This is a genomic window from Curtobacterium sp. NPDC092190 (genome assembly GCF_044755625.1).
In the GTDB taxonomy this organism is placed as follows: domain Bacteria; phylum Actinomycetota; class Actinomycetes; order Actinomycetales; family Microbacteriaceae; genus Curtobacterium.
Window position 1 is genome coordinate 110,813 of sequence record NZ_JBIVRJ010000002.1, and the last position, 25,444, is coordinate 136,256.

A 25,444-nucleotide genomic window follows, 5' to 3' on the forward strand; every position below is an offset into this window, starting at 1 on the left:
GCGGCCACACGACGGACGGGAGGCTCGGTGTCGGCCGGCACCGAGCCTCCCGTCCGTCACGTGGTGCGGGACGGCCGCAGGACGCTCGCGTAGACCGCCACCAGCTCGTCGACGCGCTGCTCGACGCGGTCGCGGGCCGCGACCAGCGCGGCGCTCGCCCGCACGAGATGCTCCGGCTCGTCGTGGAGCCGTCGGACGACCGACGCGATCCCCGCGGCGTCCGGTGTGGGCGTCGTGAAGCCACCGCCGTCGGGGACGACCTCGGCGAGGTCCGGGTCGCAGTGCACGACGGGCAGGCCGGTGGCGACGGCCTCGAGCATCACCATCGGCTGGTTGTCGAAGTCGGAGGAGCTCGACACGAGCACGTGTGCACGGCGCATGGCGGCGAGGACCTCGTCGTGCGGGGTCGACCCGTGCAGCCGGACCGGGGTGCCGGCCGCGGCCCGGGCGACCGCAGCACGCGCGACGCCGTCGCCGAGCACGTCGACCACGGTGCCGGGTGGGAAGGAGCGGGCAGCCTCGACCAGGACCTCCGGACGCTTCTCGGGCGACAGGCGCCCCACCCAGAGCACCCGGAGCGGCTCGTCTGCGGTCCTGGTCCGGACGGTCGCCGGTCCGATCGCGTCGAGGACCGCGGGCTCGATGCCGTTCGAGACGACCGACACCGGGGTCCGGACGCCCCGGTCGACGAGCTTGTCGGCGAAGTGCCGCGACGGGACCACGACGTGGTCGCTCGCCCGGGACTGCGCGAGCATGACCCGCCACATCCGCCGCGCCGTCCGGGTCCGGGTGTACGGGGTGTCGGCCGCGACACGGACGCCCCGGCGAGGGACCTGCGTCGCGTGCAGGAAGGCGAGCAGCGCGGTCGTGACGGCGGGCACGGGCAGGACGTTCCGCGTGTAGACGTCGATGCGGCCGTGCATCGTGTGCACCACCGGGATGCCGAGGTCCTGCGCGGCCCGGATCCCGCCGAGCGCCGCGAACATCTCGGAGTGGGTGTGCACGACGTCGACCCGGCGTGCGGCGAACTCGCGGCGGAGCAGGGCGCGGAGGCGACGCGGGGACCACGCGAAGGGGTAGCCGTCGGGGCGGAACACGGGGGAGACGGGCAGGCCGACGACGGCCGGCACGGTGGCGGTGGCGGTGCCGGGTGCCTGCGCCGTGCCCGCCGAGTGCGCGGGGCCCGCCGGGTCGTCGGGGCAGAAGACCGTGACGTCGTGTCCCGCCGCCGTGAGGGCCTCGGCCAGGGAGCGCACCGCCGTCTGGACGCCCCCGAGTGTCGGGAGGTAGTAGTCGGTGACCAGCGCGATCCGCACGCCCCGAGCCTAGGGGCCGTCGGCTCCTGCCGGGCTCGTAGGATCTGGGGCATGGGGGGAGCAGGCACCGGGGAGCGCGCGCTGGTCACGGGGGCGAGCGGGTTCGTCGGCGGTCACGTCGTGCGGACCCTGCGCGAGCACGGCTACCGCGTCACGGCGTCCGGTCGGCGGGCATCGGCGCTGCCCGCCGGGGACGTCCACGTCGGCGACCTCGACGACCTCGCCCGCGCGGACGTCCCCGCCGACGTCGTCGTGCACTGCGCGGCGCTCAGCTCGCCGTGGGGCCCGTGGTCGGCCTTCGAGCACGGCAACGTCACCGGGACCGCCCGGGTGCTCGAGTACGCGCGTCGCGTCGGGGCGCGGCGGCTCGTGCACGTGTCGTCGCCCGGCATCTACGCCGCACCGCGCGACCGGCTCGACATCCGTGAGGACCAGGTCGACCCGAGCCGCCCGATGAACCACTACATCCGCTCGAAGCTGCACGCCGAGGCGCTCCTCCGCGCCGCGACCGGCGACCCCGACGGACCCGAGATCGTCGTCCTGCGGCCGCGCGGCGTCATCGGCGCGGGCGACACCGGACTCGTCCCGAGGCTGCTCCGTGTGCACGAACGGGTCGGTGTGCCCCTCCTGCGCGGCGGACGCGGACTCGTCGACCTGACCGCCGTCGAGAACGTCGCGCACGCCGTCCGGCTCGCGGCCGAGGTGCCCGGGGCCGCCGGGCTGGCGTTCAACATCACGAACGGGGATCCGCGTCCGTTCGTCGAGCTCCTCGACCAGCTGCTCGCCGGACTCGGGGTCCGGCCGCGGCACCTGCACCTGCCGGCCGGGCCGGTGTCCGCGCTGGCCGCCGTGCTCGAGGCCGTGTGCACGGTGCTGCCCGGGCAGCCCGAGCCGCCGATCACCCGGTACACGGTGACGACGATCACGCACTCGCAGACCCTCGACCTGACCCGGGCTCGGCAGGTGCTCGGCTACCAGCCGGTCGTCGGGCTCGACGAGGCACTCGCGAGCTACGCGCCCGCCGGCCGGCGCGTCGGTGGGCAGCCGCGTGGCTGAGCGCCCGGTCGGTACCCTGCGCGCCGCCGCCTGCGGGTGGACGACCCACGACGTGCACGGTCTGCTCCGCGGTTCGCCCCGTGGCCGTCGGGTCTTCCCCGCGAACGTCTTCCACTGGTCCGGTCCGGACCGCTCCGTGCTGTTCGACACCGGGTACGCACCCCTGCCGTGGCGCACGGGTGCCGCCGGGTGGCTGTACCGACGCCTGCTCCCGCCCGTCGTCCCCCCGGGCAGCACACTCGCCGACGCGATCGACACGGACGGCGTCACACACGTCGTCCTGTCGCACCTGCACCCCGACCACGTCGGCGGGCTGGCTTCCGTGCCGCACGCGCGGGTGCTGGTCTCCGAGGGCGTGGCCCGGAGCACCGCCCGCCCGCGGGTGCTCGCCGGGCAGCTGCGGGGGCTGCTGCCCGCGGGGCTCGTCGACCGGCTGCAGGTCGTCCCGGACAGCGCCTTCGTCCCCGCTCCGACCGGGCCGCTCGCGGCGGTCGGTCTGTCGACGGCCGACCCGTTCGGCGACGGTCGCACGCGGCTCGTCCGGCTGCCCGGGCACGCCGACGGGCACCTCGGCCTCCTGGTCGAGGACCGTGTGCTGCTCGCGGGCGACGCTGCCTGGAGCCGCGACCTGCTCGGACGCGAGCGCGACCTGCGCCTCCTGCCGCGTGCGGTCGCCCACGACGCCCGATCGCAGCGCGACACCGCCGAGCGCCTGCTCGCCCTCGAGCGCGCAGGTGTCAGACTGCTGTTCAGCCACGACGAGCACCGGACCGGGGTGGACCTGCTCGTCGACGACGACGAGGACCGAGGGGGACCATGAAGCACTGCGCCATCGCCGGGTGGGGGACGGCACTGCCGGACCGGACGGTCACCTACGGCAGCGGTGCCCGCACCGTCACCCGGTACCGCATCGCCGACGACGTGTCGCACCTCGACATGCTCGCCACGGCAGCGTCCCGGGCCATCGAGCACGCCGGCATCGACGCCGCCGACCTCGACCTCGTGATCGCCGCCTGCGCCGCCGGCGTGCAGCCGATCCCCTGCACGGCGGCACTCGTGACGGAGCGGGTCGCGCCCGACGCCCGAGCGGCCGCGTTCGACGTGAACTCGACGTGCACGAGCTTCATCACGGCACTCGACATCGCCTCCCGCTACCTGGAGGACGGCGACCACGACCGGGTGCTCATCGTCTCCGGGGACGTCGGGTCACGTTTCCTCGACCCGGCGCAACGGGAGTCCGCCGAGCTGTTCTCCGACGCTGCGGCCGCGGTGGTGCTGACGCGCGGCGACGGGAAGCAGGGGGTGCTGTCGGCGCTGCAGCAGACCTGGCCGGAGCACGCCCACGACACCGAGCTCCGGGGCGGCCTGTCCCGGTACCCGGCGCAGCAGTACGCCGACGGCGACCCCGCTGACTACCTGTTCGACATGCACGGCCGGCGCGCCCTGACCGGGATGCTCCGGGTCCTGCCCGGGTTCTTCGCGCGGTTCTGGGAGCGCAGCGGTCTCGGGCTGGACGACGTCGACCTGGTCGTGCCGCACCAGGCCAGCGGCGCGATCGGGCTCGCGATGCGCCGGCTCGGGATCCCGACGGACAAGTACGTCGACGAGGTCGCGGCGTTCGGGAACTCGGTCTCGTCGTCGGTGCCGTTCATGCTCGCGCGGTGCCTCGACGACGGTCGGCTCCGGCGCGGGGACACCGTGCTGCTCTGCGGGACGGCTGCCGGCCTGACCGCGAACGCCCTCGCGCTGCGCCTCTGACGCGCCCGCGGTCGGCGCTGCGCCTCTGGCGCGCGCGGTCGGCGCTGCGCCTCTGGCGCGCGCGGTCGGCGCTGCGCCGGGTTCGCCGGGGACACGACGACGCCCCCGCCGCTGCTGCGACGGGGGCGTCCGATGACCCCTGATCCCCGGGGAGGCCACCGCTGGTCCGGTGGACCGCCCAGCACCGGGCGGTCCACCGGGGTCGGTCAGCGGGTGGTGCGTCCGGCGCGGGGCAGGAGCACGCCGAGGACGATCATCGCGACGGCGAGGAAGGCGTGCAGGACGTTGTCGGCGCTGTTCAGCGGGACGAAGTTCGCAGCCCCGGCCATGCCGGCGACGAAGAGGCCGAAGACGAACAGCACGGCGTAGACGATGCCGCCGATGAGCAGGTACGAGCGCGACCCTGCGGCGGAGCGGGCGGCGAGGATGCCGACGATGCCGAACAGCAGGTGGACGATGTTGTGCAGGGCCGACACCTGGAACAGGCCGAGGAGCATGGCCATCGAGCTGTTGCCGGCGAAGGACATGGTACCCATGTCCATCGTGAGTCCGGGGATGAACCCGGCGATGCCGACGATGAGGAAGACGACGCCGAAGAGCAGTGCGCCCTTCTGGACGAGGGTCGACGCGAAACCGGTACGGGGTGATGCTGCGTTGCTGGTCATGGTGCGGTCCTTCCGAATGCGTTCCACGACGGCGTCTCCGGGTCACCGCGCAGGGGCAGCGTCGTCGTCGTACAGGGGTTTCGGAGCAGGTGCGCAGCCGGATTGGTGCGCCGTCCGGGTGTCCTTCCAGCGCGGCGTCCTCCTGCGGGATGACCCCGGGTCTCCGCCCCAGGGGGGACGCGCTCGACGGTGTCCCGGAAATAGCGTGGACCACGTGATCGAGATCGAGCATCTGTCCAAGCGCTACGGCGCCAAGACCGCCGTCGACGACATCTCCTTCGTCGTCCGTCCCGGCAGCGTCACCGGCTTCCTCGGGCCGAACGGCGCCGGGAAGTCCACAACCATGCGGATGATCATGGGCCTCGACACGCCCACGTCCGGACGCGTCCGGGTGAACGGCCAGGACTACCGGTCCTTCCGCGACCCGCTCCGCCAGGTCGGCGCGCTGCTCGAGGCGAAGGCCGTCCACTCCGGGCGCAGCGCGTACAACCACCTGCTCTCGCTCGCGGCGACGCACGGCATCCCGAAGTCCCGCGTGCACCACGTGATCGAGCTCACCGGCCTCGAGTCGGTCGCGAAGAAGCGCGTCGGCGGGTTCTCCCTCGGCATGGGGCAGCGGCTCGGCATCGCGGCGGCACTGCTCGGCGACCCGAGGACCCTGATCCTGGACGAGCCGGTCAACGGCCTCGACCCGGACGGCGTCGTGTGGGTGCGCCAGCTCGCCCGGCACCTGGCGTCCGAGGGACGCACGGTCTTCCTCTCCAGTCACCTCATGAGCGAGATGGCACAGACGGCCGACCGCGTGGTCGTGCTCGGCCGCGGCAAGGTCCTGGCCGACGCCCCGATCGCGGAGTTCGTCGCGGGCAGCGGACAGGGCGGCGGCGCACGGACCCTCGTCCGGACCCCGCACCCCGACCAGCTCTTCGATGCCGTGGGATCAGCGGCGTCGTCGATCACCCCGCGCGAGGACGGCGCCTTCGTGGTCGTCGGTCCCGACGCACAGCAGATCGGCACCATCGCCGCCCGTGCCGGCGCGGTGCTCCACGAACTCACCCCCATGGGTGCGAGCCTCGAGGAGGCGTACATGGCCCTCACGAAGGACGAGGTCGAGTACCAGGCGGAGGTCGCACGATGAGCGCCGCGACGGCCACCGCGATGCCCGACCGCGTCGGACTCGGGTTCGGTCGACTCGTCCGCAGCGAGTGGATCAAGTTCCGCAGCATCCGGTCGACGTGGTGGTGCTACGCCATCATCGTCGCGCTGACCATCGGGCTCGGTGCGCTGCTCGGGCTCTACGCGCCGATCGTCGGTCTGCCCGAGGGCGCCGAGGTGACCCAGGCGGTCGCGAACGCCCAGATCGTCAACCTCAGCATCTCGTCGGTCGGCTTCACCGTGCTGGTCGCCGCGGTCCTGGGTGTCCTCATCATCACGGGTGAGTACGGCACCGGGCAGGTGCGCTCGACCTTCACGGCCGACCCCGGGCGCACCGGCGCGATCCTCGCCAAGGCCGTCGTCCTCGCCGTGGCCACCTTCGTGGTCAGTGCAGCGGCGACGTGGATCGGGGTCGTGCTCGTCGCGCTGTTCCAGGCGGACAAGGGCGTGCACGCCGACCTGGCCGACCCCGCCGTCTTCATGCCGATCCTCGGTTCGTCGGTCTACGTCACGGGGATCGCACTGCTCGCCTTCGGCATCGGCCTCCTGGTCCGGTCGAGCGCCGGTGGCATCGCGATCGCGCTCGGCGTGCTGCTCGTCCTGCCGATCGTGCTGCAGCTCTTCGCGGGGCTGGTGGACCAGCAGTGGCTCCTCGACGTGTCCCGCTTCCTGCCCGACCAGGCCGGCAGCCAGCTCTACACCTACGAGCGGTCCGCGGGCCAGCCCGCACCCGAGGGCGTCGTGCTGAACGGTTGGGCCGGCGGCGGGGTCCTGGCAGCGTGGGTCGTCACGATCGGTGTCCTCGCCCTGGCCGCGGTCAAGAAGCGCGACGTCTGACGACGAGCCGCGCGGCTCGCGACGCGGGGCGTGACGGAACGGAGGCTCGGTGCCGACCGGCACCGAGCCTCCCGTCCGTCCGCAGCCGGGTACCGGCGGTTCAGGCCGCCCGTGAGAACAGCCCGCGCAGGGCGCGCGTCAGTCGCCACGAGCGCCGCGGCTGCTGGACGACCTCGACCGCACGGGTCGGCATCCGGAAGGCGAGGTCGTGGAGCATGTTCCGCTTCGAGCCGTCCCAGTTCGCGAACAGGTAGGAACCGCCGATGAACGACATGCTCCGGACCGGCGTCCGCTTCCACGAATCGGCGGCGACGTAGTAGCCGGCGTGCCCGGCGCGGATGTGGTCGATGACGGTGTCGACGTCGAAGACACCGGTCGTGGTGACGACGGTGGTGATGCCCGTCCGGTCGCGGGCGACGTACTCGATGAGGTGTTCGGTCACGGCGTGCTCTGATCTGTGTCTGACTCGACCGGCCCGTGAGGTCGGTGCTCGGGAGGTGTTCGGAACCGCCCTTGCTTCCGCCTGGATGGTACGCCGACAGGCGGTGGGGTCTCCAGGCGTCGGTGCGGTCGGGGGATGAACATCCGGGCAGCGCGCCGGGCAGGGTGGTCCCATGCGCACCACACGTCACTCCCGTCCCGCCGGCCTGCTCCTGATCGTCGCCGGGGCGTCCCTCGCCCTCGCGGGGTGCACCGGCGGGGGCGGCGGTGGCCCGACCGCGACCGTCACGCGGACGGTCACGCCCTCGAACTCGGCGTCGTCCTCGTCGTCGACGACGGGCAGCGGGACCCCGGGCCCGTCGTCGACGCCGACCGCGACACCCTCCTGCGGACCGTCCGACGGGGCCGCCGCCGCCGCTGGTCCGATCGCCGACCTCCCGCTGCCCGCCGGCCTCGAGTCGGCGCGGTGGGACGCGTCGAACGCCGACACCTCGGTCTACGACGGCTGCGCCGCGCTGTCCGCGGTGACCGTCAGCGTCGTCGACGGCACCGCGAGCTCGCCGGTCGCGATCCTGCTCTTCCACGACGGGACGTACCTGGGGACGGCGACGAAGGAGCAGTACCCGTTCGTCCCGCAGGTGACGCGGCAGTCCGCGGGGGCGATCCGCGTCGAGTACCGCTACCCGCAGGGTGCGGACAGCAACGCCGACCCCTCCGGCCGAGCGACCGCGACGTACACGTGGGACGACGCTGCCGGTCGCGTTGAGATGTCCGGAGACGTCCCGCCCGCCCGGTGACGTCCCGCCGCCCTGTCACTCAGCGCGGTGCTCCGCGTCGACCGGCGGACCCGGACCCGGACCCGGGCCGTGACCCGGGCCCTGACCCGGGGCGCAGCGCCCGCAGCACGTCCCGCAGGACGTCGAGCCGGGGCTGGGACGCGCTGAACGGTCGACCGAGTGCCGAACGCGGTTCGAGGACGAACGGTCCGCCGTCCGTCAGCGTGAGCCACAGCCCGTAGTCCTCCCGTCGTCCGCGGTGGTCCTTCGTGGCCAGGTCGATCCGTGCGACGCGCGTCCAGGGGATCGTCACCACCGGGTCGGGTGACACGGGGGACCAGCCGAGCAGCCCGCTCCGGTCGACGGTGACGAGCGCGATGCGCGGGTCGGGGAGGTCCTGTCCGGCGATGGTCCCGCGCGCGGAGACCGGGAGGTGGAACGCCGGTCGACCCCGGCCGTGGCCGTGCGCGTGCCGGAGCGCACGTCGGTCCCGTCGTCCGTCCCGCCAGGCGCTGATCGGCGCGACGACGCAGCCCACGGCGCCGAGCAGCGGCAGGAGGACGGCGATCGAGCCGCGGCCGGTGAGCGACGCCTGGTCGACGAACCGGGCCTCGAAGACGAGCATGCCGACCGCGACGGCGAACAGGCCGAGCGCGCCCGCGACGAACGGCCACAGCGGCGGCACGACCCCGTCGCGCAGTCGCTGCACCCACGGCTCCGACTGATGGTCCACCACCTCAGCCTGCCCGTACCGCCTGGGCACCGGACGGTGGGATGCTGGTCCACATGCCCCTGTCCCGCCCGGCGCTCGTCGCTGCCCTGCCCGGTGTCGCGCTCGCCGTCGTGATCGGCGTCGCCGCGACCCTGGTCGGCCGCGCGGTCCCGGTCGTCGGCGGTCCGGTGCCGGCCGTCCTGCTCGGTGCGCTGGTCGGCTGGCTCGTCCGGCGTCGACGGGCCCAGGACGACGGAGCAGCCGACCTCGGTGGGCTCCAGCCCGGCGTGAAGTTCGCGTCGAGCCGCGTCCTGCAGGCAGCGGTCGTGCTCCTCGGCGCACAGCTGTCGATCGGCGAGGTCCTGCGCATCGGCGGCGAGACCCTCCCCGTGATGCTCACCACGCTCGTGGTGTGCCTCGTCGCGGCGTGGGGGATCGGCCGGCTGCTCCGGGTGTCGAGCACGCTCCGGACGCTCATCGGGGTCGGCACGGGCATCTGCGGCGCATCGGCCATCGCCGCCGTCACCCCCGTGGTCGGTGCCGCCAGCGCCGAGGTCGCCTACGCCCTGTCGACGATCTTCCTCTGCAACATCGCCGCGGTCTTCGTCTTCCCGCTCGTCGGCCACGCGCTCGGCCTGTCCCAGCACGCGTTCGGCGTCTTCGCCGGGACCGCCGTGAACGACACGTCCTCCGTCGTCGCGACCGCCACGGTCTACGGCCGTCAGGCGACGGACACCGCCGTCGTCGTCAAGCTCGTGCGGACCCTGATGATCATCCCGATCGTGATCGGGCTCGCCGGCCTGGAGGCGCGCCGCACCGCCCGCTCGCAGCACGCCGCCGTCGACGGCACGGGTCGCGCCGGGGGCGTCCGCGTGCTGCGGCTGGTCCCGTGGTTCCTGGTCGGCTTCCTCGTCGTGGTCCTGCTCCGGACCACCGGGGTCCTGCCCGCGGCGGCGGCCCCGGGGTTCTCGACGGCGGCGACGTTCCTCATCACGGTGGCGTTGGCGGCCGTCGGGGTCTCGACGGACTTCGCGGCGCTCCGCCGGGCCGGGTTCCGGCCGATGCTGCTCGGCATCGTGCTGTGGGTGCTCGTCGCGGGGACGAGCCTGGGCGTGCAGGCGGCCCTCGGCCAGCTCTGACGGGCCCGGCGGCACGGTGCCAGCCGGCACCGTGCGTCAGCCGTCGCGTCGGCGACGCCTGCGTGGCGCGACGTGCTCCCGCACAGCGGAAGGCACGTCGCGCCGTGCGGTTTCGTGGCGCGACGTGCTTCCGGTTGTGCGGGGCGCCTCGCGCCCGGCGCGGCTGCGTTCCGGACGGGAGGCACGGTGCCAGCCGGCACCGTGCCTCCCGTCCGGCGGCGCCTGCGTGGCGTGACGGGCTCCCGCACAGCGGACGGCACGTCGCGCCGTGCGGTTCCGTGGCGCGACGTGCTTCCGGTTGTGCGGGGCGCCCCGCGCCCGGCGCGGCTGCGTTCCGGTCGGGAGGCGCGGTGCGGTCCAGGCCCGTGCCTCCCGTCCGGCGGCGTCCGCGTGGCGTGACGTGCTCCCGCACAACGGGAGGCACGTCGCGCCGTGCGGTTCCGTGGCGTGACGTGCTCCTGGTTGTGCGGGGCGCCCCGCGCCCGGCGCGGCTGCGTTCCGGACGGGAGGCGCGGTGCCAGCCGGCGCCGCGCCTCCCGTCCGTCGTGCGGCGACGTCAGCCGCGGATCGCCTCCGTCAGCTTCACCCGTCCGCCGGTCCGGAGCAGCGCGTTCTCGTAGATGCGCGCGCCCACGGCGACGACCACGACGACCGACGCGGCGACGAGCAGCAGCGAGAGGATCGGCTCCCACCACTCGGCGGTCCCGAGGAAGATCCGCATCGGCATCCCGATCGGCGCGCTGAACGGGACGTACGACATGATCCCGACGATCGTCTCGTTGTCCGCCGCCGAGACGATGAGGATGTACGGGATCATCACGAGGAGCATCACGGGCATCGTGACGCTGCCGACGTCCTCCTGGCGGGACACGAGCACGGCGGACGCGGCGAACAGCGCGGCGATGAGCACGAAGCCGACGGCGAAGAAGCCGACGAACCACAGGACGCTGGGGCCGAGCAACGTGAACAGGTTGTCCTGCCCGGTGACCGCGAGGGCCACGGCGCCGGCGATCGCGATGGCGATGATCTGCGCGAACGCCATGATGCTGCTGCCGAGCACCTTCCCGGCGAGCAGGGCACGGGCCGGGATGGCGGCCATCAGGATCTCGACCACCCGCGTCGACTTCTCCTCGACGACGCTCTGCGCGATCGACGACCCGAAGGTCACGGCGGAGGTGAAGAAGACGACGCCGAACAGGATGCCGATGGCGGACACCAGGCCCGCCGGGAGCGTGCCGGGCTGCAGGAGCTCCACCGCAGGGGTGACGCTGAGGGCACCGACGACGTCGGTCGGGGTGTCCTCGAGCCCGACGACGCTGTACCCGAGGGTGTCGTCGGACGGCACGACGGCGGCGTCCACGTCACCGCTCCGCACGAGGCGCTCGGCCTGGGCGACGGTGGTGGTCGGGGTGACGTCGAGGCCGTCGGTGGACTGGAGCGAGACGCCGTCGACCACCGCGACGGGTGTGGTGTCGTCTGCGGTTGCCTTGCCGATGATGCCCGCGATGACGACGGACACGACGACGGCGAGCACCAGGATCGCGGCGGAGACCACGAAGGCCTTGCTGCGGACGCGGGCCTGGATCTCGCGGACGGTCACGAGCCGGACGGCGTCGACGAAGTGGCTGGTCATCGGACGACCTCCCGGAAGACCTCGCTGAGACGGGGTACGCGTGGGGCGAACGAGCCCACCGTGCCGTGCTGGACGGCGCGCTGCAGGATGCGCTGCGCCGTGGGATCGTCGGCCTCGAACACCGCGTACCCGCCGTCGAACTCGCGCACGGTCACGCCGGGTTCATCGCGGATCCACGCGACGTCGCCGTCGACGAGCAGCTCCCACGCGGCGGGGCCGGCGCTGCGGCGCAGGTCCTCCTGGGCGCCGGCGGCACGGATCGTCCCGTCGGCGATCACGACGACGTCGTCGCACAGCCGCTCGACCACGTCGAGCTGGTGGCTCGAGAAGAGCACCGGGACACCCCTCGCCGCCTGCTCGCGGAGCACGCCGAGCACGGTGTCGACGGCCATCGGGTCGAGGCCCGAGAACGGCTCGTCGAGCACCAGGACCTCGGGGTCGTGGACGAGCGCCGCAGCGACCTGCACGCGCTGCTGGTTACCGAGCGAGAGCTTCTCGACGGCGTCGCTCGCGTGCTGCGTGAGGTCGAGTCGTTCGAGCAGCGCGGTGGTCCGCTGCCCCGCGGTCCGCTTGTCGACACCGTGCAGGCGTGCGAGGTAGGTGATCTGCTCGGCGACCGGCATCTTCGGGTAGAGCCCGCGTTCCTCGGGCATGTAGCCGAAGCGGCGGCGGTCGGTCGGGCCGACCTCGGTGCCGTCGATCGACACGCGCCCGGTGTCGGCCTGCAGCACGCCGAGCAGGATCCGCATGGTGGTCGTCTTGCCGGCGCCGTTGCCGCCGACGAACCCGGTCAGCCGGCCGCTGCCGACCGAGAACCCCACGTCGTCGAGCACCCGGCGGTCGCCGAAGTGCTTCGTCACGCCTTCGATGGTGAGCATCGCCCGTTCCCTTCCGCCGGCGGTCCTCGCCGACGTCTCGACGCTACGGTCCGGGAGGCGCTGTCCACCTCCGGCGGGAGGCGGGACTTCCCGACGCCCCGGCTCCACCGCGCGGGGGAGCGGTGTCCGTCAGGCCGCGGAGGAGACGCCGTGCTCGAAGGCCCACACGACCGCCTGGATGCGGTCGCGCACGCCGGTCTTCTGCAGGACGTTCGACACGTGCGTCTTCACGGTCGCCTCGCCGACGAAGAGCGCGCGGGCGATCTCGGCGTTGCTGCAGCCGCGCGCGAGCAGTCGCAGGACCTCGGCCTCGCGTTCGGTGAGCCCCGCGGCGGCGATGGCGACCGCACCGTCGTCGACCGGGGACGCCGTGTGGCCGGCGTGCGCGGGGCAGGTGGGGCCGTGCCCGGCGGTCGCGCGGCTGATCACCCGGCGCGTGACGTCGGGGGCGAGCAGGGCGTCCCCGGCGGCGACCGTGCGGACGGCGTCGATCAGCCGTTCGGGGGAGGCGTTCTTCAGCAGGAACCCGCTCGCCCCCGCCTCGAGCGCCTGGAACAGGGCGTCGTCGTCGTCGAACGTGGTGAGCACGAGCACCGCCGGCGGGTCCGGGAGCGCGCCGATGCGTCGTGCCGCCTCGAGCCCGTCGACGCCGGGCATCTGGACGTCGAGGCACACGACGTCGGGTCGCAGCGCGACGACCGCCTCGACCGCGGCGCCGCCGTCCGGGGCCTCGCCGACCACGCGGAAGCCCGGCTCGGACTCCAGGATGACGCGGAAGCCGGCACGCACCAGGTCCTGGTCGTCCGCGAGCACGATCGTCAGGTCGTCGGCAGCCATGCCCGTACCAGGTACCCTCCCCGGGCGCGGGGCCCGATCTCGATGCGACCGCCCACGGCGGCGACGCGCTCCCGCATGCCGACGTGGCCCAGCCCGCTGCCGCCGGGGTCGCGGACCGCGCCGGCGCCGTGTCCGTCGTCGGCGACCTCGACCTCGATGCCGTCGTCGAGGTACCGCAGGCGCAGGTCCGCGCGGGCGGTGGGGCCGGCGTGCTTGACGACGTTCGTCACGGCCTCCTGCGCGATGCGGAACGCCACGGCCCCGACGGTCGGCGGCACCGAGCGCTCGTCACCGACGACGACGAGCCCGGCGTCCCGGCCCGAGGAGCGGACGGCGTCGACCAGCTCCGGCATCCGACCGAGCCCGGCCGTGCTCGGCGCGGTGTCGGTCGCGCTCGCGCCGGGGTCGTCCTCGCGCAGGGTCCCCAGCATGCGGCGGAGCTCCTCGACCGCGGTGCGTGCGCTGTCCTCGACCACCGTGAGCGAGGCGGTCGCCTGCTCCGGGTCGCGGCCGACCACGCGTCGGGCGGCTCCGGCCTGGACACCCATCAGCGACACGTGGTGGGCCACGACGTCGTGCAGCTCGCGGGCGATCCGCACGCGCTCGAGGGTGATCGCCTGGGCGGCCGTGCGCTCTCGTTCGGCGGCGAGCTCCGCGGTGCGTTCGGCGAGGTCGTGCTTGGCCACCGCGGCTGCCCACGCCCGGTTGCCGGCGTACCAGGCGCCGCCGAAGTACAGCACGTTGATGAGGATGTTCACGAGCGAGTACGCGATGTACGGCGGGATCAGGGCGTCGTCGTCGTTCGGCAGCGCGTTCGGCACCGCCCACCCGAACGAGAGCGCGAGGAACACCCACGCGAACATCCCGCCGATGATCACCCAGCGGACCACCTCGGCGCGGATCCGGTCCGAGCACCACGCCCCGACCGTGTACAGCGCGATGAAGAGGGTGAAGTTGACGAGGATGATCTCGGGGACGTGGAGCAGCTGTGTCGCGGCGAACGCCAGCGCGGACACGACGGCGACGGTCATCGGCCAGCGGCGGCGGAACGCGATCGGCGCGGCGTTCGCGACCACCATCAGCGCGGAGACCCACCACGGCGCCTGGTCGTCCTCGTAGACGCCGGCGGCGCCGTACAGCGTGGTCGTGACGGCCAACCCGACGCCGAGCACGAGCGCGAGCAGTGCGTCCTGCCGGTGCTCCCGCGGCCCGACGGGCAACCGGGCCCACCCCTCCCTCGTCCACCCCATGCGGGCAACGCTACCGGGTGGACGCCGTCGGCCGCAGTTCCCGCCGGGCGGCGACGAGCGGTGTGGTGGCAGCGACCGCCACGACGGCGGCTGCCGCGGTGAAGGTCGTCGCCGTGCCCGCGGGCCCGACCAGCACGCCGGCCGCCGCTGCTCCGAGTGCCTGGCCGGCGACGAGCACCACGAAGAGCAGCGCGGTGCCCGCGGCCGCGTGGTCCTGGTCGATCTCGGTCGTCCAGGCGATGAGCGCGCCCGTCGCCGCGGTGTAGCCCCACCCGAACAGCGCGCACGCCACCAGTGCGGCCCCGACGACGTGGGGCAGCAGTCCGAGCGTGAGCACCGCGACGGCGGCGAGCGTCGTCGTCAGCAGCCACAGGCGGGCAGCGGGCAGCCCGCTCGTCCACCGCGCCGTCACCGCGACCGAGGCCCCGCCGACGCCGAGCGCGATCCACGCGACGACCGTCAGTCCGCTCGGCACGCCGGCTCCGACGAGCGCTGAGCGGCCGTAGGTCCAGACCACCGCCGAGCCCGCACCGAAGAGCAGCGCGACCACGACCGGCACGACCTGTGCGCCGAACCACGACCGTCCCGGGAGCGCCGCGCGGAGCGCGGAGCGCTGGGCCGCTGCCGGGGCGGAGCGCGTGTCCGGTGCACCGCGTCCGGCCGCGAGGAACACCACCGCACCGACCAGCAGCGTGACCACGCCGGCGGCGGCCCAGGCGGTGCGCCAGTCCGGCAGCAGCACGAGCGCGAGGACCCCGGCCGCGACGAGCCCCGGGCCCGTCCCGGAGTTCACCACCGCCTGGGCCCGGTCGCGTGCGGCGCCGTCGAGCCGGCCGGCGACCAGCTGCACCATCGCCGGCGACGCCAGTCCGGCCCCGGACGACGCCATCACGGCGGCCACCCCGAACACGACGGTCGTCGCGCTCGCCGCCGTCGTGATCGCGCCGAGGCCTGCGGTGAGCGCCGCGACCACGACGAGCCACCGGGCGGCGCGGTCGGCGAGCAGGAACCCCACGACGGCACCGGTGCAGTACAGGACCGAGGCGCCCGAGGACACCGCACCGCCGACGTCCGCGCCGAAGCCGAGGTCGCGCTGGACGTCCGGCAGGAAGAGCCCGAACGCCAGGCGCACCAGGCCGTAGGTCGCAGCGACGAGCCCCAGCCCGCTCGCGAGCAGGACGGGGGTCGGTAACGAAAACGACCGTTTCACTTCTGTGACCCTGGGCTGGCTGCATGGCGATGCGTCCAGGGACCGAGCAACGGGTGCTCGACGCCGCCGAGGAACTGTTCTTCACCCGCGGGATCGCGGCGACCCCCGTCGACGCGGTGCTCGAACGCGCGGGGGTGTCGTCGGCGACGCTCTACCGCGGGTACCCGAGCAAGGAGGCCCTGGTCGCCGCGGCGCTCGACCGACGACACGACGACTGGGTCGCGACGTGGGACCGTGCCCTCGAGCGGGCGACCGACGACCGCGGCCGCCTGCTCGCCGTGTTCGACGCGCTCGACGAGTACCGGTCCACCCCGACGGGCTCCCGCTGGTGCGCCTTCCTCGGCACCGCTGCCGAGTACGTCGATGCCCCGGAGGACCTGCGCGCCGTCCTCGACCGCGAGACCGACACCCTGCGACGGCGGCTGACGGAGACGGCTCGTCCGCTCGTCGGCGACCGTGCCCCGGCGCTCGCCGAGCAGCTGCTGCTCGTCGTCTCGGGTGCGCTGGCGATGCGCCTGCGCGACCCCGCTGCGGACTCCGCCACCGCACGCGCGGTCGCGTACGCACTCCTGCCCTGACGGCCGCGCCGCGGTGCGGTCGGGAGGCGCGGTCCGGGTGACGGACGTCCGTCACCCGGCCCGCGCCTCCCGTCCGCCCCGGTCGGCTCCGCGCCGAGCGGCCGGTCAGGGCGCGGGGACCACCAGGGCGTCGACCGCGGTCAGCACGTCCGCGACCTCGGTGCGCGTCGTGTAGTCGACGTGCACGTCAGCGGAGCGGACCACGCCGTCCGCGTCGATCACGAAGACCGACGGGAACGGGATCGCCGCGGTGTCGTCGGCGTTGCTGTCGGCGACGTCGAACCCGAGCTGCGTGTGCGCCGCCCGCGCGGCGTCGCTCGGCTCCGTGACGATGCCGAAGCGTCCGGCGAGCACGTTCTCCGGGTCGGTCAGCACCGGGAACTCCAGCTCCCCGTTCGCGATCGACTGCTCGGCGGCCTCCGGCGTCTGCGGCGAGACCGCGACGAGCTGGACGCCCCGCTCCCGCAGCGCCGGCAGGAGCTCCTGCTGGTAGGTGCGCAGTGTGATGTTGCAGTAGGGGCACCAGGCGCCGCGGTAGAAGACGACGACGGTCGGCGTGGAGCCGTGGACGGCGGCGAACGACGTCTCGTCGCCGGTCGGGGTGACGAGTCGCGCGTCCGGGGCGGTCTCGCCGACACCGACGACCCCGTCGGGCACCCCCGAGGCGCGCAGGTCGGCCTGCTCGCCGTCGAAGACCGCGGACAGCTCCGGGCCGATCTGGGTGGTGAAGCCCTGGTTGAAGTCGTCCACCTGGCGGGCGATGGTCTGGTCGGTCACGTCGGTCTCCTCGGGTCCGGGACGCCGGCGACTGGGCCGGTGCGTGGAGCGTAGGCACGTCACCTCGGCGGGGGAACGGGCGTCGTCACGGAGCGTCATCCGGGCTGCGGAGCGCGACCCGAGCGGCGGACGGGAGGCGCGGATCCGACCCGCCCCGCGCCTCCCGTCCGCCGTGGTGCGGAACGCGCGGCCCCGCGCCTCAGGCGCGACCGCGGTTGCGCCGCCGGATCTCCTTCGGGGCCCGGCCGGCCATGAACGACCGCGCGGGGTCGACCAGGAAGCCCTGGCGCAGCGCCTCGCGGCCGACGAGCATGCGGAAGCCCATCTGGTCGCGGTTGCTCAGCGTGACCTCGGCGTCGATCGTGCGACCCGCGAGCGTGATCGGCGTCAGCACGACGATGCGTTCCTGCGTGTGCCCCGTCGAGCTCCGGACGATCCGTCGGTCGTGCACGTCGCACTCGTGCGTGACGGCGTCGGCGTCGGTGTCCTGCCACGGGTGCACCGAGAAGCGGACGCGGTCGCCGGGGAGCTCCTCGAGGTCGAACGCGTGCAGTGCCGAGCTCCGCGCCCCGGTGTCGAGCTTCACCTTGATCCAGGGCAGGTCCAGCCCGGGCAGGGCAGCCCACTCACGCCATCCTGCGATCGTCGGGTTCCGGGCCATGTGCCCATCCTGTCGCATGCTTTGATTGAGCGTCGCCGTCGACGTCTCGACCCCGTGGAGCAACCCCGATGAAACTCGCCATCCTGTCGCGCGCCCCGCACGCGTACTCGACGCAGCGTCTGCGTGCCGCAGCGGTCGATCGCGGCCACGAGGTCAAGGTGCTCAACACCCTGCGGTTCGCCATCGACCTGTCCGGGGACGAGCCCGACCTGCTCTACCGGGGCAAGCTGCTCAGCGACTACGACGCCGTGCTCCCGCGGATCGGCAACTCGATCACCTACTACGGCACCGCGGTGGTGCGGCAGTTCGAGCAGATGGACGTCTACACGCCGAACACGGCGACGGGCATCACGAACTCGCGCGACAAGCTCCGGGCGAACCAGATCCTGTCCCGCCACCACATCGGCATGCCCGCGACCACGTTCGTGAACAGCCGTGCCGACGTCCGCGGGGCGATCGACAGCGTCGGTGGGGCGCCGGTCGTCATCAAGCTGCTCGAGGGCACGCAGGGCATCGGCGTGATCCTGGCACCCGAGGCGAAGGTCGCCGAGTCGATCGTCGAGACGCTGCACTCCACGAAGCAGAACGTGCTCATCCAGGCGTTCATCTCCGAGAGCCGGGGCCGGGACATCCGTGCGCTGGTCGTGGGGGACCGGGTCGTCGCTGCGATGCGTCGCAGTGCCTCCGGCGACGAGTTCCGCTCGAACGTGCACCGCGGCGGCACCGTCGAGAAGGTCACCCTGAGCCCCGAGTACGAGGAGGCGGCGGTGCGCTCGGCGCAGATCATGGGGCTCCGCGTCGCGGGTGTCGACATGCTCGAGGGCAACGACGGACCGCTCGTCATGGAGGTCAACTCCTCCCCGGGGCTCGAGGGCATCGAGCGTGCGACGGGCCTCGACGTCGCCGGCGCGATCATCGACTTCATCGGCAACCAGGTCGCGTTCCCGGAGATCGACGTCCGTCAGCGCCTCAGCGTCTCGACCGGCTACGGCGTGGCCGAGCTCCTCGTGCACACGAACGCGGACCTGGTCGGCAAGACCATCAAGGAGTCCGGGCTCTGGGACCGGGACATCACGGTCCTGACCCTGCACCGCGGCGCCTCGGTGATCCCGAACCCCCGCAGCGGCGTCGAGCTGCAGGCCAGCGACCGCCTGCTCTGCTTCGGCAAGCTCGAGGAGATGCGGTCGATGATCCCGGACCGTCGGCGTCGCCGGTCGAAGGTCCGCAAGCTGCCGAAGGACGCCTGACCGGTGCCGCCCAGCGCACCCGGATCGCACATCCAGGTCGGATGCGGAAGTATGTGTCGGTGACGATCATGACGGAACGACCGGTCGACCAGTCGACGAGCAGCGAACCGGAGCGCCCCGGCAACGCCACGGCGAAGCACCAGAACGTGTCGCTGCTGTCGGTGGCGACGACCGTCGCGGACCGTGTGACGACCTCCGCGGACATCGAGGCGAAGCTCCGCGGGGCGCTCCGTCGGCTCCGTCTCCCGACCGGTCTGCTCGAGCGTGTCGCCGGTGTCACCGAACGCCGCAACTGGGGCGAGGGGCAGACCTTCCAGGACGCCGCGATCGACGCCGGCCGTCGCGCGATGGCCGAGGCCGGCATCCGCCCGGAGGACGTCGGTCTGCTGATCAACACCTCGGTGACCCGTCCGCACCTCGAGCCGAGCGTCGCCGTCCGCCTGCACCACGGGCTCGGGCTGCCGACGTCGGCCATCAACTTCGACATCGCGAACGCGTGCCTCGGCTTCGTCAACGCGATGAGCGTCGCCGCGGGCATGATCGACTCCGGGCAGATCAAGTACGCGCTCATCGTGGACGGCGAGGACGCCGACCAGGTGCAGCTCAACACGATCGACCGCCTGAACCAGGGTGGCCGGAACCGCAAGGACTTCATGAGCGAGTTCGCGAGCCTGACCCTCGGGTCCGGCGCCGCGGCCGCCGTGCTCGGCCCGTCCGACGTCCACCCCGAGGGGCACCGCATCATCGGCGGCGTCACCCGCGCGGCGACGCAGTGGTACGACCTGTGCGTCGGCAGCGTGGACGGCATGTTCACCGACGCGAAGATGCTGCTGAAGGGCGGCATGGAGCTCGTCGTCGCCGCCTGGACCGAGGCGCGTTCGCACTTCGACTGGCAGGACATGGACCGCTACGTGCTCCACCAGGTCTCCGACGTGCACACGAACGCCTTCGTCGAGGCCATCGGCATCCCGCGCACGAAGGTCCCGACCACCTACCAGCGCTACGGCAACGTCGGCCCGGCGTCGATCCCGATCACCCTGGCCGACGAGGTCGACCGCGGCGGCATCACCCGCGGTGACCGCGTCTTCCTGGGCGGCGTCGGCTCCGGCATCAACACGGCGATGATGGAACTGCGCTGGTGAGGTCCGGCCTCCCGCGCGTCGCCGCCAGCACGGCCCCGGCGACGCTCCCGCCGCCCCTGCCCGGACTCGACCCGGCCTGGTCCCGTCTGGTCACCGTCCCAGCGTCGCCGGACGGCCGGCCGGGAGGCACGCACCACCCCGCGCGCACCTGGCACCTCCTCGACACGGCCGGTCAGCTCGAGGCGCTCGGCGTCACCCCGGTCGGCACCCTGCTCTGCGTGCACGGCAACCCCACCTGGTCCTACCTCTGGCGGTCCGTCGCGGCCCGCACGCTCAGCGTCGCCCGGGCCGGTGGCCCGGCCTGGCGCGTGATCGCCGTCGACCAGCTCGACATGGGCTTCTCGGAGCGCACCGCCGACCAGCGCCGTCTGGCCGACCGCGTGCGCGACCTCGGCGCCCTGACCGACGAGCTCGGACTCGCCGGACCCGTCGTCACGCTCGGGCACGACTGGGGCGGCGTCGTCTCGCTCGGCTGGGCGGTCGACCACCCCGACCTCGTCGTGGGCGTGGCGACGTGCAACACCGCCGTGCACCAGCCCGACGACGCCCCGATCCCCGCACCGCTGCGGCTGGCCCTGCGTCCCGGCGTGCTCGGTCGCGGCACCGTCCTGACGCCCGCGTTCCTCGAGACGACGCTCGCCATCGCCCACCCGACGCTCGACCGGCCGACCGCCGACGCCTACCGGGCGCCGTACCGCGGAGCAGCCCGCCGCGGGGGCATCGGCGGGTTCGTGGCGGACATCCCCGTCGACGCCGCGCACCCCAGCGCGACCGAGCTCGACCGGATCGCGGCCGGTGTCGCGGCGCTCGAGGTCCCGGCGCTCGTCATGTGGGGACCACGTGACCCGGTGTTCCTCGAGCGGTACCTCGACGACCTGGCCGACCGGTTGCCGCACGCCGACGTGCACCGCTTCGAGGGTGCCGGTCACCTGCTGCCGGACGACGCCGACGTCGCGGGCACGGTGCTCGACTGGCTCGGCGACCGCCTGCCGGACGGGCACGCGCCCGGCGGCGGCGAGTCGAGCCTCCCGGCCGACGCCCGGACAGCCGACGCCCGGACGGCCGACGCCCGGACGGCCGACGCGAGCGACGCGACCGATGCGACCACCGAGGGCCCCGCGACCGACCGACCGCTCTGGGCAGCCCTCGACGACCTCGCGGACGACGCGAGCCCGGCGCTCGTCGAGATGGCCGCTCCCGGCGGCCCGCGGACGGTCTCGTGGCGGCTGCTCGCCCGCCGTGTCCGCGAGGTCGCCGTCGGTCTCGCCGACCTCGGCGTGCGTCCCGGCGACCGCGTCTCGTTGCTCGTCACGCCCGGGGCCGACCTGACGGCCGTCCTGTACGCCTGCGTCCGGATCGGTGCCGTGGTCGTCGTCGCGGACGCCGGCCTCGGTCTGCGCGGGCTCACCCGCGCCGTCCGCGGCGCCCGGCCGGACTGGGTGATCGGGGCGCTGCCCGGTCTCGGCGCTGCGCGCGCACTCGGGTGGCCGGGTCGACGCATCGCGACGGTCGCGCTCTCGGCCCCCGCGCGAGCGGTCCTCGGCGTGGAGCACACCCTGACCGAGGTCGCCCGACGTGGCGCCCGACGACTCGCAGCCGGAGCAGGCCTGCCCGCTGCACCGTCGCCGGACGCACCCGCGGCCGTCCTGTTCACCTCGGGCTCGACCGGTCCGGCCAAGGGCGTCGTCTACACGCACGGGCAGCTCACCGCGGTGCGGGACGTCCTCGCGGCGCAGTACGGTGTCGGCGTCGGCACGGGGCTGGTCGCGGGCTTCGCGCCGTTCGCCCTGCTCGGTCCCGCCCTCGGTGCCCGGTCGGTGGCCCCGGACATGGACGTCACCCGTCCGCGCACGCTGACGGCGTCGGCGGTGGCCGACGCAGTGGCCGCCGTGGACGCGACCGTGGTGTTCCTCTCACCCGCAGCGCTGGCGAACGTCGTCGCGACGGCACCGGCGCTGGCGGCCGGCGACCGCGAGGCCCTCGGTCGGGTGCGTCTGTTCCTGTCCGCGGGGGCACCGGTGCCTGCGGCGCTCCTCCGGGCGGCCACCGACCTCATGCCGAACGCAGCGGCGCACACGCCCTACGGCATGACCGAGGGCCTGCTCATGACGGACGTCGACCTGGACGGCATCCGGTCGGCGGGTTCCGCTCCCGACGACGGCATCTGCGTCGGTCGACCGGCGGTCGGTGTCCGCGTGCGGATCGCGCCGCTCGACGCCGACGGCGCACCGACCGGAGACCTCACGGAGCAGGCCGGCGTCACGGGCGAGGTGGTCGTCGCGGCCCCGCACGTCCGCGACCACTACGACCGACTCTGGCGCACGGACCGCGTCTCGCGGCTCGGGGTCGACGACCCGCGCGGGCACCGTACCGGCGACGTCGGGCACCTCGACGCCGACGGGCGCCTGTGGATCGAGGGCCGGCTCCAGCACGTCGTGACGACTCCGCACGGTGTCGTGACACCCGTCGGACCCGAGCAGCGCATCGAGCGCGTCGACGGTGTCGGCCGCGCCGGCATCGCGGGCACCGGACCGTCCGGCACCCAGCAGGTCGTCGCCGTGGTCGAGACCGTCCCCGCAGCCCGGCGTCCCGGCCTCGCGTCGGCCGAGCTCGCCGCCGCCGTCCGCGCCGCCGCCGGGGTCCCGCTCGCCGCGGTGCTCGTCGTCCCGGTGCTGCCGACGGACGTCCGGCACAACTCGAAGGTCGACCGCGCCCGGCTGTCGCGATGGGCGACGACGGTGCTCGGCGGCGGCCGGATGACCCGCCCGTGAGGGTCCTGGTCACCGGTGCCAGCGGCTTCCTCGGCCGGGCGACCGCCGCCGCCGTCCGGGACGCCGGGCACGACGTCCGCACGTTCCAGCGTCGGCCGTCCCGGGTCGACGGCGTGCAGGACTCGCTCGGCACGATGACGGACACCGCTGCGGTCGCGCGCGCGGTCGAGGGCGTCGACGCCGTGGTGCACCTGGCGGCGAAGGTCTCGCTCGCCGGGGACCCGGCCGACTTCGCGCGGGTCAACATCGCCGGGACGAGCGCGCTGCTCGACGCCGCGCGGGCCGCCGGGGTGGGGCGCTTCGTCTTCGTGTCGTCGCCGTCCGTGGCGCACACCGGGTCGTCGCTGGCCGGCGCCGCTGCCGACCCCGCCGAGCCGATGGCCGCCCGCGGGCACTACGCGCGGACGAAGGGCGCCGCGGAGCTCCTCGCGCTGGCGGCCGACGAGCCGGGCTTCGCGGTCGTCGCCGTCCGCCCGCACCTGGTGTGGGGACCGGGCGACACGCAGCTGGTCGGACGCATCGTCGACCGGGCACGTGCCGGCCGGCTGCCGCTCCTCGACTCGGGCGCCGCACTCATCGACACGCTCTACGTCGACAACGCGGCCTCGGCGATGGTCGCTGCGCTCGAGCACGCGGCGGACGACGCCGTGCACGGCAACGCCTACGTCCTGACGAACGGGGAGCCGCGGCCGGTGGGGGAGCTCCTGGCCGGCATCTGCACCGCGTCCGGCGTCCCCGCACCGCGGCGGCACGTACCCGCCGCCGTCGCCCGTGCAGCCGGGTCCGTGGTCGAGGCGGTGTGGCGGGTGCGTCCGGGGGCGGACGAGCCGCCGATGACGCGGTTCCTCGCCGAGCAGCTGTCCACCGCCCACTGGTTCGACCAGCGACGGACGCGCCACGACCTCGGCTGGTCCCCGACGATCACGATCGACGAGGGCCTGGCCCGCTTGGCGGCCGCCGCCGGACACTGACCGGTCGTCGGGCGGGCGGACCGTCAGCCGGTGAAGCGCTGCCAGAGCTCGGTGATGATCGGCCACACGTCGCCCGCGCGGTCCGCCGAGGCGATGGCGATCGTCACCACGGGGTAGGCCGTGACCGCGAGGCTGACCAGGACCGCGAGCACGACGGCGAACACCGACGTGACCGTGTGCCGTCGGGTCAGCGCCCAGAGCAGCAGGGCGAGGACCACCACCAGGCCGAGCACGGTGACGAGGGCGATCCGGACGAACGGGAACGGCACGAGCCCCGCTGTGGTGGCGGTCACGCCGCCGAGGAACCCGACGAGCGGCAGGTACCCGCCGAGGGCCACGGCGAGCACCAGCACGATGCCGATGCCCGACGTGGTCCAGACACCGCGCGGGCGAGGACGCCGGGCCGTGGTGCCCCGGCGTCCCGCCCACGCGGTCATCGCTGTGCCTCGCCGTCGCCGTCGCCGTCGCCGCGGCGGTGGGCGGCGGCCTGGTCGTGGCGGGTGTCGGCCTCGTCGCGGACGACGTCCGCGGCGTGCTCGATGCGGTCGGCCGCCTCGTCCAGTGCGTCGGCGACCTGCTCGTCCGCGGCGGGTGCGCTCTCGGCCGACAGCTCGTCGGCGTCGGTGCTGCCCTCGCGACGTGCACCGTCCGCTGCGACCTGCGTCGCGGTGACCGCGTCCTGCGTCGCGGTCGCTGCGGAGTCGGCGGCGTCCGAGGCCGCTGCGCCCGCGTCGGCCGCGGCGTCGGTCGCTGCCGAGGCAGCGCCGGAGGCGCGGTCGCGGACCTCCTGCGAGGCGTCCGCCGCGGCGTCCTTCGCCGCGCTGACGGCCTGCTTCGCCGCGTCGCCGGCGTCGGAGGACTTCTCCGCGGCACGCTCCGCCGCGTCGGATGCGGTCTCGCGCGCCGTGTCGACGGCGTCGGCCGCCTTCGCACGCGCGGTGTCCACGGCGTCGGACGCCCGCTCGCGCAGGTCCCCCGCGGTCTCCCGTGCCCGGTCGACGGCGTCACCGGCGGCGTCACGTGCGCGACCGGCGGCCTCGCGCGTGGCACCCGCCGCGTCCTGCGCGGCGTCCCGTGCACGCTCGGCGACCTCGGCGGCACCGCCGCGGACGTCCTCCGCGGCACCCGAGACGGCCTCCTTCGTGCGGTCCACCGAGTCGCCCACAGCCTCTCGGGCGCGGTTGACAGGGGTCGGCTCGTCGTCGAAGGGCCCGTGCACGTCGAGCACGCGGACGTCGACCGAGGTGGGCTGTCCGGCGCCGAGCTGCGACACCGCGGCGGCCACCTGGCGGCGGACCTCCTCGGCGACCTCGCGGACCGGGTGCGGGTAGCTGATGACGACGGACACGGTCACGTCGAGCGTGCCGTCGTTGTCGTCGACCTGCACCCCGGGCGCTCCGGCGGTGCGGCCGAGCTGCGAGCGGACCCGGTCGGCGGCGCGGGCGACGAGCCCGCCCAGGTGGTGGACGCCCGGCACGCCGAGCGCCGTCTCCGCCGCGGTGCGGGCGGCGACCACCAGGGGCCCGGCATCCTCGGGGAGCGGGGTGGTCAGCTCGGGCGGCAGGTCGACCTCGGTGATCTGCGTCCGGGCGTTCGGATCGTGCTGCATGGCTTCCTCCTCTGTGAACAGGACGGCC

General features: G+C 74.2%; 25 protein-coding genes. 12 read left to right on the plus strand and 13 right to left on the minus strand.

The genetic code is table 11. The annotated features are described in order from the left end of the window. Positions 1-56 precede the first annotated feature (56 nt). Positions 57-1,316 carry a glycosyltransferase gene (locus tag ACIQFY_RS04710; protein ID WP_400338489.1) on the minus strand — a complete coding sequence of 420 codons (1,260 nt, stop codon included), beginning with the start codon at positions 1,314-1,316 and terminating at the stop codon, positions 57-59. 51 nt (positions 1,317-1,367) lie between these two features. Between ACIQFY_RS04710 and ACIQFY_RS04715 the strand changes: the two genes are divergently transcribed. The 3 genes from ACIQFY_RS04715 to ACIQFY_RS04725 are packed head-to-tail and all read left to right on the plus strand — an operon-like array spanning position 1,368 to position 4,130. After that, positions 1,368-2,372, plus strand: coding sequence for an NAD-dependent epimerase/dehydratase family protein (locus tag ACIQFY_RS04715; protein WP_400338491.1), 1,005 nt, complete (start codon positions 1,368-1,370; stop codon positions 2,370-2,372). Beyond that, entirely contained in the window at positions 2,365-3,192 is an 828-nt protein-coding gene (locus tag ACIQFY_RS04720) for an MBL fold metallo-hydrolase (RefSeq protein ID WP_400338493.1), read from the plus strand. The genes ACIQFY_RS04715 and ACIQFY_RS04720 overlap by 8 nt, the downstream gene beginning before the upstream one ends. Further along, positions 3,189-4,130 (plus strand): 3-oxoacyl-[acyl-carrier-protein] synthase III C-terminal domain-containing protein, encoded by a 942-nt coding sequence (locus ACIQFY_RS04725; RefSeq protein WP_400338495.1) that lies wholly within the window; start codon positions 3,189-3,191, stop codon positions 4,128-4,130. The genes ACIQFY_RS04720 and ACIQFY_RS04725 overlap by 4 nt, the downstream gene beginning before the upstream one ends. Before the next feature lie 206 nt (positions 4,131-4,336). On the opposite strand, the gene ACIQFY_RS04730 is transcribed toward ACIQFY_RS04725, so the two are convergent. Further along, entirely contained in the window at positions 4,337-4,795 is a 459-nt protein-coding gene (locus ACIQFY_RS04730) for a DUF4383 domain-containing protein (RefSeq protein ID WP_326496845.1), read from the minus strand. Between the two features lie 214 nt (positions 4,796-5,009). Between ACIQFY_RS04730 and ACIQFY_RS04735 the strand changes: the two genes are divergently transcribed. Further along, positions 5,010-5,930, plus strand: a complete 921-nt coding sequence (locus ACIQFY_RS04735) for an ABC transporter ATP-binding protein (protein WP_209685835.1) — start codon at positions 5,010-5,012, stop codon at positions 5,928-5,930. Then, a complete protein-coding gene (locus ACIQFY_RS04740) occupies positions 5,927-6,784 on the plus strand; it encodes an ABC transporter permease subunit (protein ID WP_400338498.1) in 858 nt (285 codons plus the stop codon). Before ACIQFY_RS04735 ends, ACIQFY_RS04740 begins: the two co-directional genes overlap by 4 nt. A 100-nt stretch (positions 6,785-6,884) precedes the next feature. Here ACIQFY_RS04740 and ACIQFY_RS04745 read toward each other — a convergent pair whose 3' ends face one another. Then, positions 6,885-7,226, minus strand: a complete 342-nt coding sequence (locus ACIQFY_RS04745; protein ID WP_066656115.1) for a hypothetical protein — start codon at positions 7,224-7,226, stop codon at positions 6,885-6,887. 172 nt (positions 7,227-7,398) lie between these two features. On the opposite strand from ACIQFY_RS04745, the gene ACIQFY_RS04750 reads away from it, so the two are divergent. Further along, positions 7,399-8,022 carry an LppP/LprE family lipoprotein gene (locus tag ACIQFY_RS04750; RefSeq protein WP_400338500.1) on the plus strand — a complete coding sequence of 208 codons (624 nt, stop codon included), beginning with the start codon at positions 7,399-7,401 and terminating at the stop codon, positions 8,020-8,022. Positions 8,023-8,041: 19 nt separating this feature from the next. Here ACIQFY_RS04750 and ACIQFY_RS04755 read toward each other — a convergent pair whose 3' ends face one another. Continuing rightward, positions 8,042-8,734 (minus strand): hypothetical protein, encoded by a 693-nt coding sequence (locus ACIQFY_RS04755; RefSeq protein ID WP_400338501.1) that lies wholly within the window; start codon positions 8,732-8,734, stop codon positions 8,042-8,044. A 53-nt stretch (positions 8,735-8,787) separates the two neighbouring features. Between ACIQFY_RS04755 and ACIQFY_RS04760 the strand changes: the two genes are divergently transcribed. Then, a complete protein-coding gene (locus ACIQFY_RS04760) occupies positions 8,788-9,852 on the plus strand; it encodes a YeiH family protein (RefSeq protein WP_251160710.1) in 1,065 nt (354 codons plus the stop codon). Positions 9,853-10,408: 556 nt separating this feature from the next. On the opposite strand, the gene ACIQFY_RS04765 is transcribed toward ACIQFY_RS04760, so the two are convergent. From ACIQFY_RS04765 to ACIQFY_RS04785, 5 genes are all read right to left on the minus strand, one after another. Beyond that, positions 10,409-11,485: an ABC transporter permease gene (locus ACIQFY_RS04765; protein ID WP_400338503.1), complete on the minus strand. Its 1,077-nt coding sequence runs from the start codon at positions 11,483-11,485 to the stop codon at positions 10,409-10,411. Continuing rightward, positions 11,482-12,363: an ABC transporter ATP-binding protein gene (locus tag ACIQFY_RS04770; protein ID WP_400338505.1), complete on the minus strand. Its 882-nt coding sequence runs from the start codon at positions 12,361-12,363 to the stop codon at positions 11,482-11,484. The genes ACIQFY_RS04765 and ACIQFY_RS04770 overlap by 4 nt, the downstream gene beginning before the upstream one ends. Before the next feature lie 129 nt (positions 12,364-12,492). Further along, the gene (locus ACIQFY_RS04775; RefSeq protein WP_400338506.1) at positions 12,493-13,200 is read right to left on the minus strand and encodes a response regulator; all 708 of its coding nucleotides are present in this window, start codon (positions 13,198-13,200) and stop codon (positions 12,493-12,495) included. Next, positions 13,182-14,450 (minus strand): sensor histidine kinase, encoded by a 1,269-nt coding sequence (locus ACIQFY_RS04780; protein WP_209685822.1) that lies wholly within the window; start codon positions 14,448-14,450, stop codon positions 13,182-13,184. The genes ACIQFY_RS04775 and ACIQFY_RS04780 overlap by 19 nt, the downstream gene beginning before the upstream one ends. A gap of 10 nt (positions 14,451-14,460) precedes the next feature. Then, positions 14,461-15,660, minus strand: a complete 1,200-nt coding sequence (locus tag ACIQFY_RS04785) for an MFS transporter (protein WP_400338508.1) — start codon at positions 15,658-15,660, stop codon at positions 14,461-14,463. Between the two features lie 23 nt (positions 15,661-15,683). Here ACIQFY_RS04785 and ACIQFY_RS04790 point away from each other — a divergent pair, with 23 nt between their 5' ends. Continuing rightward, positions 15,684-16,238 carry a TetR/AcrR family transcriptional regulator gene (locus ACIQFY_RS04790; protein ID WP_400338510.1) on the plus strand — a complete coding sequence of 185 codons (555 nt, stop codon included), beginning with the start codon at positions 15,684-15,686 and terminating at the stop codon, positions 16,236-16,238. 105 nt (positions 16,239-16,343) lie between these two features. On the opposite strand, the gene ACIQFY_RS04795 is transcribed toward ACIQFY_RS04790, so the two are convergent. Continuing rightward, complete coding sequence (locus tag ACIQFY_RS04795; protein ID WP_400338512.1) at positions 16,344-17,015, minus strand: peroxiredoxin-like family protein; 672 nt, start codon at positions 17,013-17,015, stop codon at positions 16,344-16,346. Positions 17,016-17,214: 199 nt separating this feature from the next. Further along, positions 17,215-17,676, minus strand: a complete 462-nt coding sequence (locus ACIQFY_RS04800; protein WP_066656091.1) for a RimK/LysX family protein — start codon at positions 17,674-17,676, stop codon at positions 17,215-17,217. Between the two features lie 68 nt (positions 17,677-17,744). On the opposite strand from ACIQFY_RS04800, the gene rimK reads away from it, so the two are divergent. The 4 genes from rimK to ACIQFY_RS04820 all read left to right on the plus strand — a co-directional run bounded on the left by rimK (position 17,745) and on the right by ACIQFY_RS04820 (position 23,807). Further along, positions 17,745-18,923 (plus strand): 30S ribosomal protein S6--L-glutamate ligase, encoded by a 1,179-nt coding sequence (gene rimK, locus ACIQFY_RS04805; RefSeq protein WP_058727301.1) that lies wholly within the window; start codon positions 17,745-17,747, stop codon positions 18,921-18,923. Between the two features lie 68 nt (positions 18,924-18,991). Continuing rightward, entirely contained in the window at positions 18,992-20,065 is a 1,074-nt protein-coding gene (locus ACIQFY_RS04810; RefSeq protein ID WP_066658652.1) for a 3-oxoacyl-ACP synthase III, read from the plus strand. Further along, positions 20,062-22,836, plus strand: coding sequence for an alpha/beta fold hydrolase (locus ACIQFY_RS04815; RefSeq protein WP_326496855.1), 2,775 nt, complete (start codon positions 20,062-20,064; stop codon positions 22,834-22,836). Before ACIQFY_RS04810 ends, ACIQFY_RS04815 begins: the two co-directional genes overlap by 4 nt. After that, entirely contained in the window at positions 22,833-23,807 is a 975-nt protein-coding gene (locus tag ACIQFY_RS04820; protein WP_326496856.1) for an NAD-dependent epimerase/dehydratase family protein, read from the plus strand. Before ACIQFY_RS04815 ends, ACIQFY_RS04820 begins: the two co-directional genes overlap by 4 nt. A 23-nt stretch (positions 23,808-23,830) precedes the next feature. Here the strand turns inward: ACIQFY_RS04820 and ACIQFY_RS04825 are convergent, their stop codons facing one another. Next, entirely contained in the window at positions 23,831-24,244 is a 414-nt protein-coding gene (locus ACIQFY_RS04825; protein WP_209685812.1) for an MFS transporter permease, read from the minus strand. Continuing rightward, a complete protein-coding gene (locus tag ACIQFY_RS04830; RefSeq protein WP_400338516.1) occupies positions 24,241-25,416 on the minus strand; it encodes an Asp23/Gls24 family envelope stress response protein in 1,176 nt (391 codons plus the stop codon). The genes ACIQFY_RS04825 and ACIQFY_RS04830 overlap by 4 nt, the downstream gene beginning before the upstream one ends. Positions 25,417-25,444 lie beyond the last annotated feature (28 nt).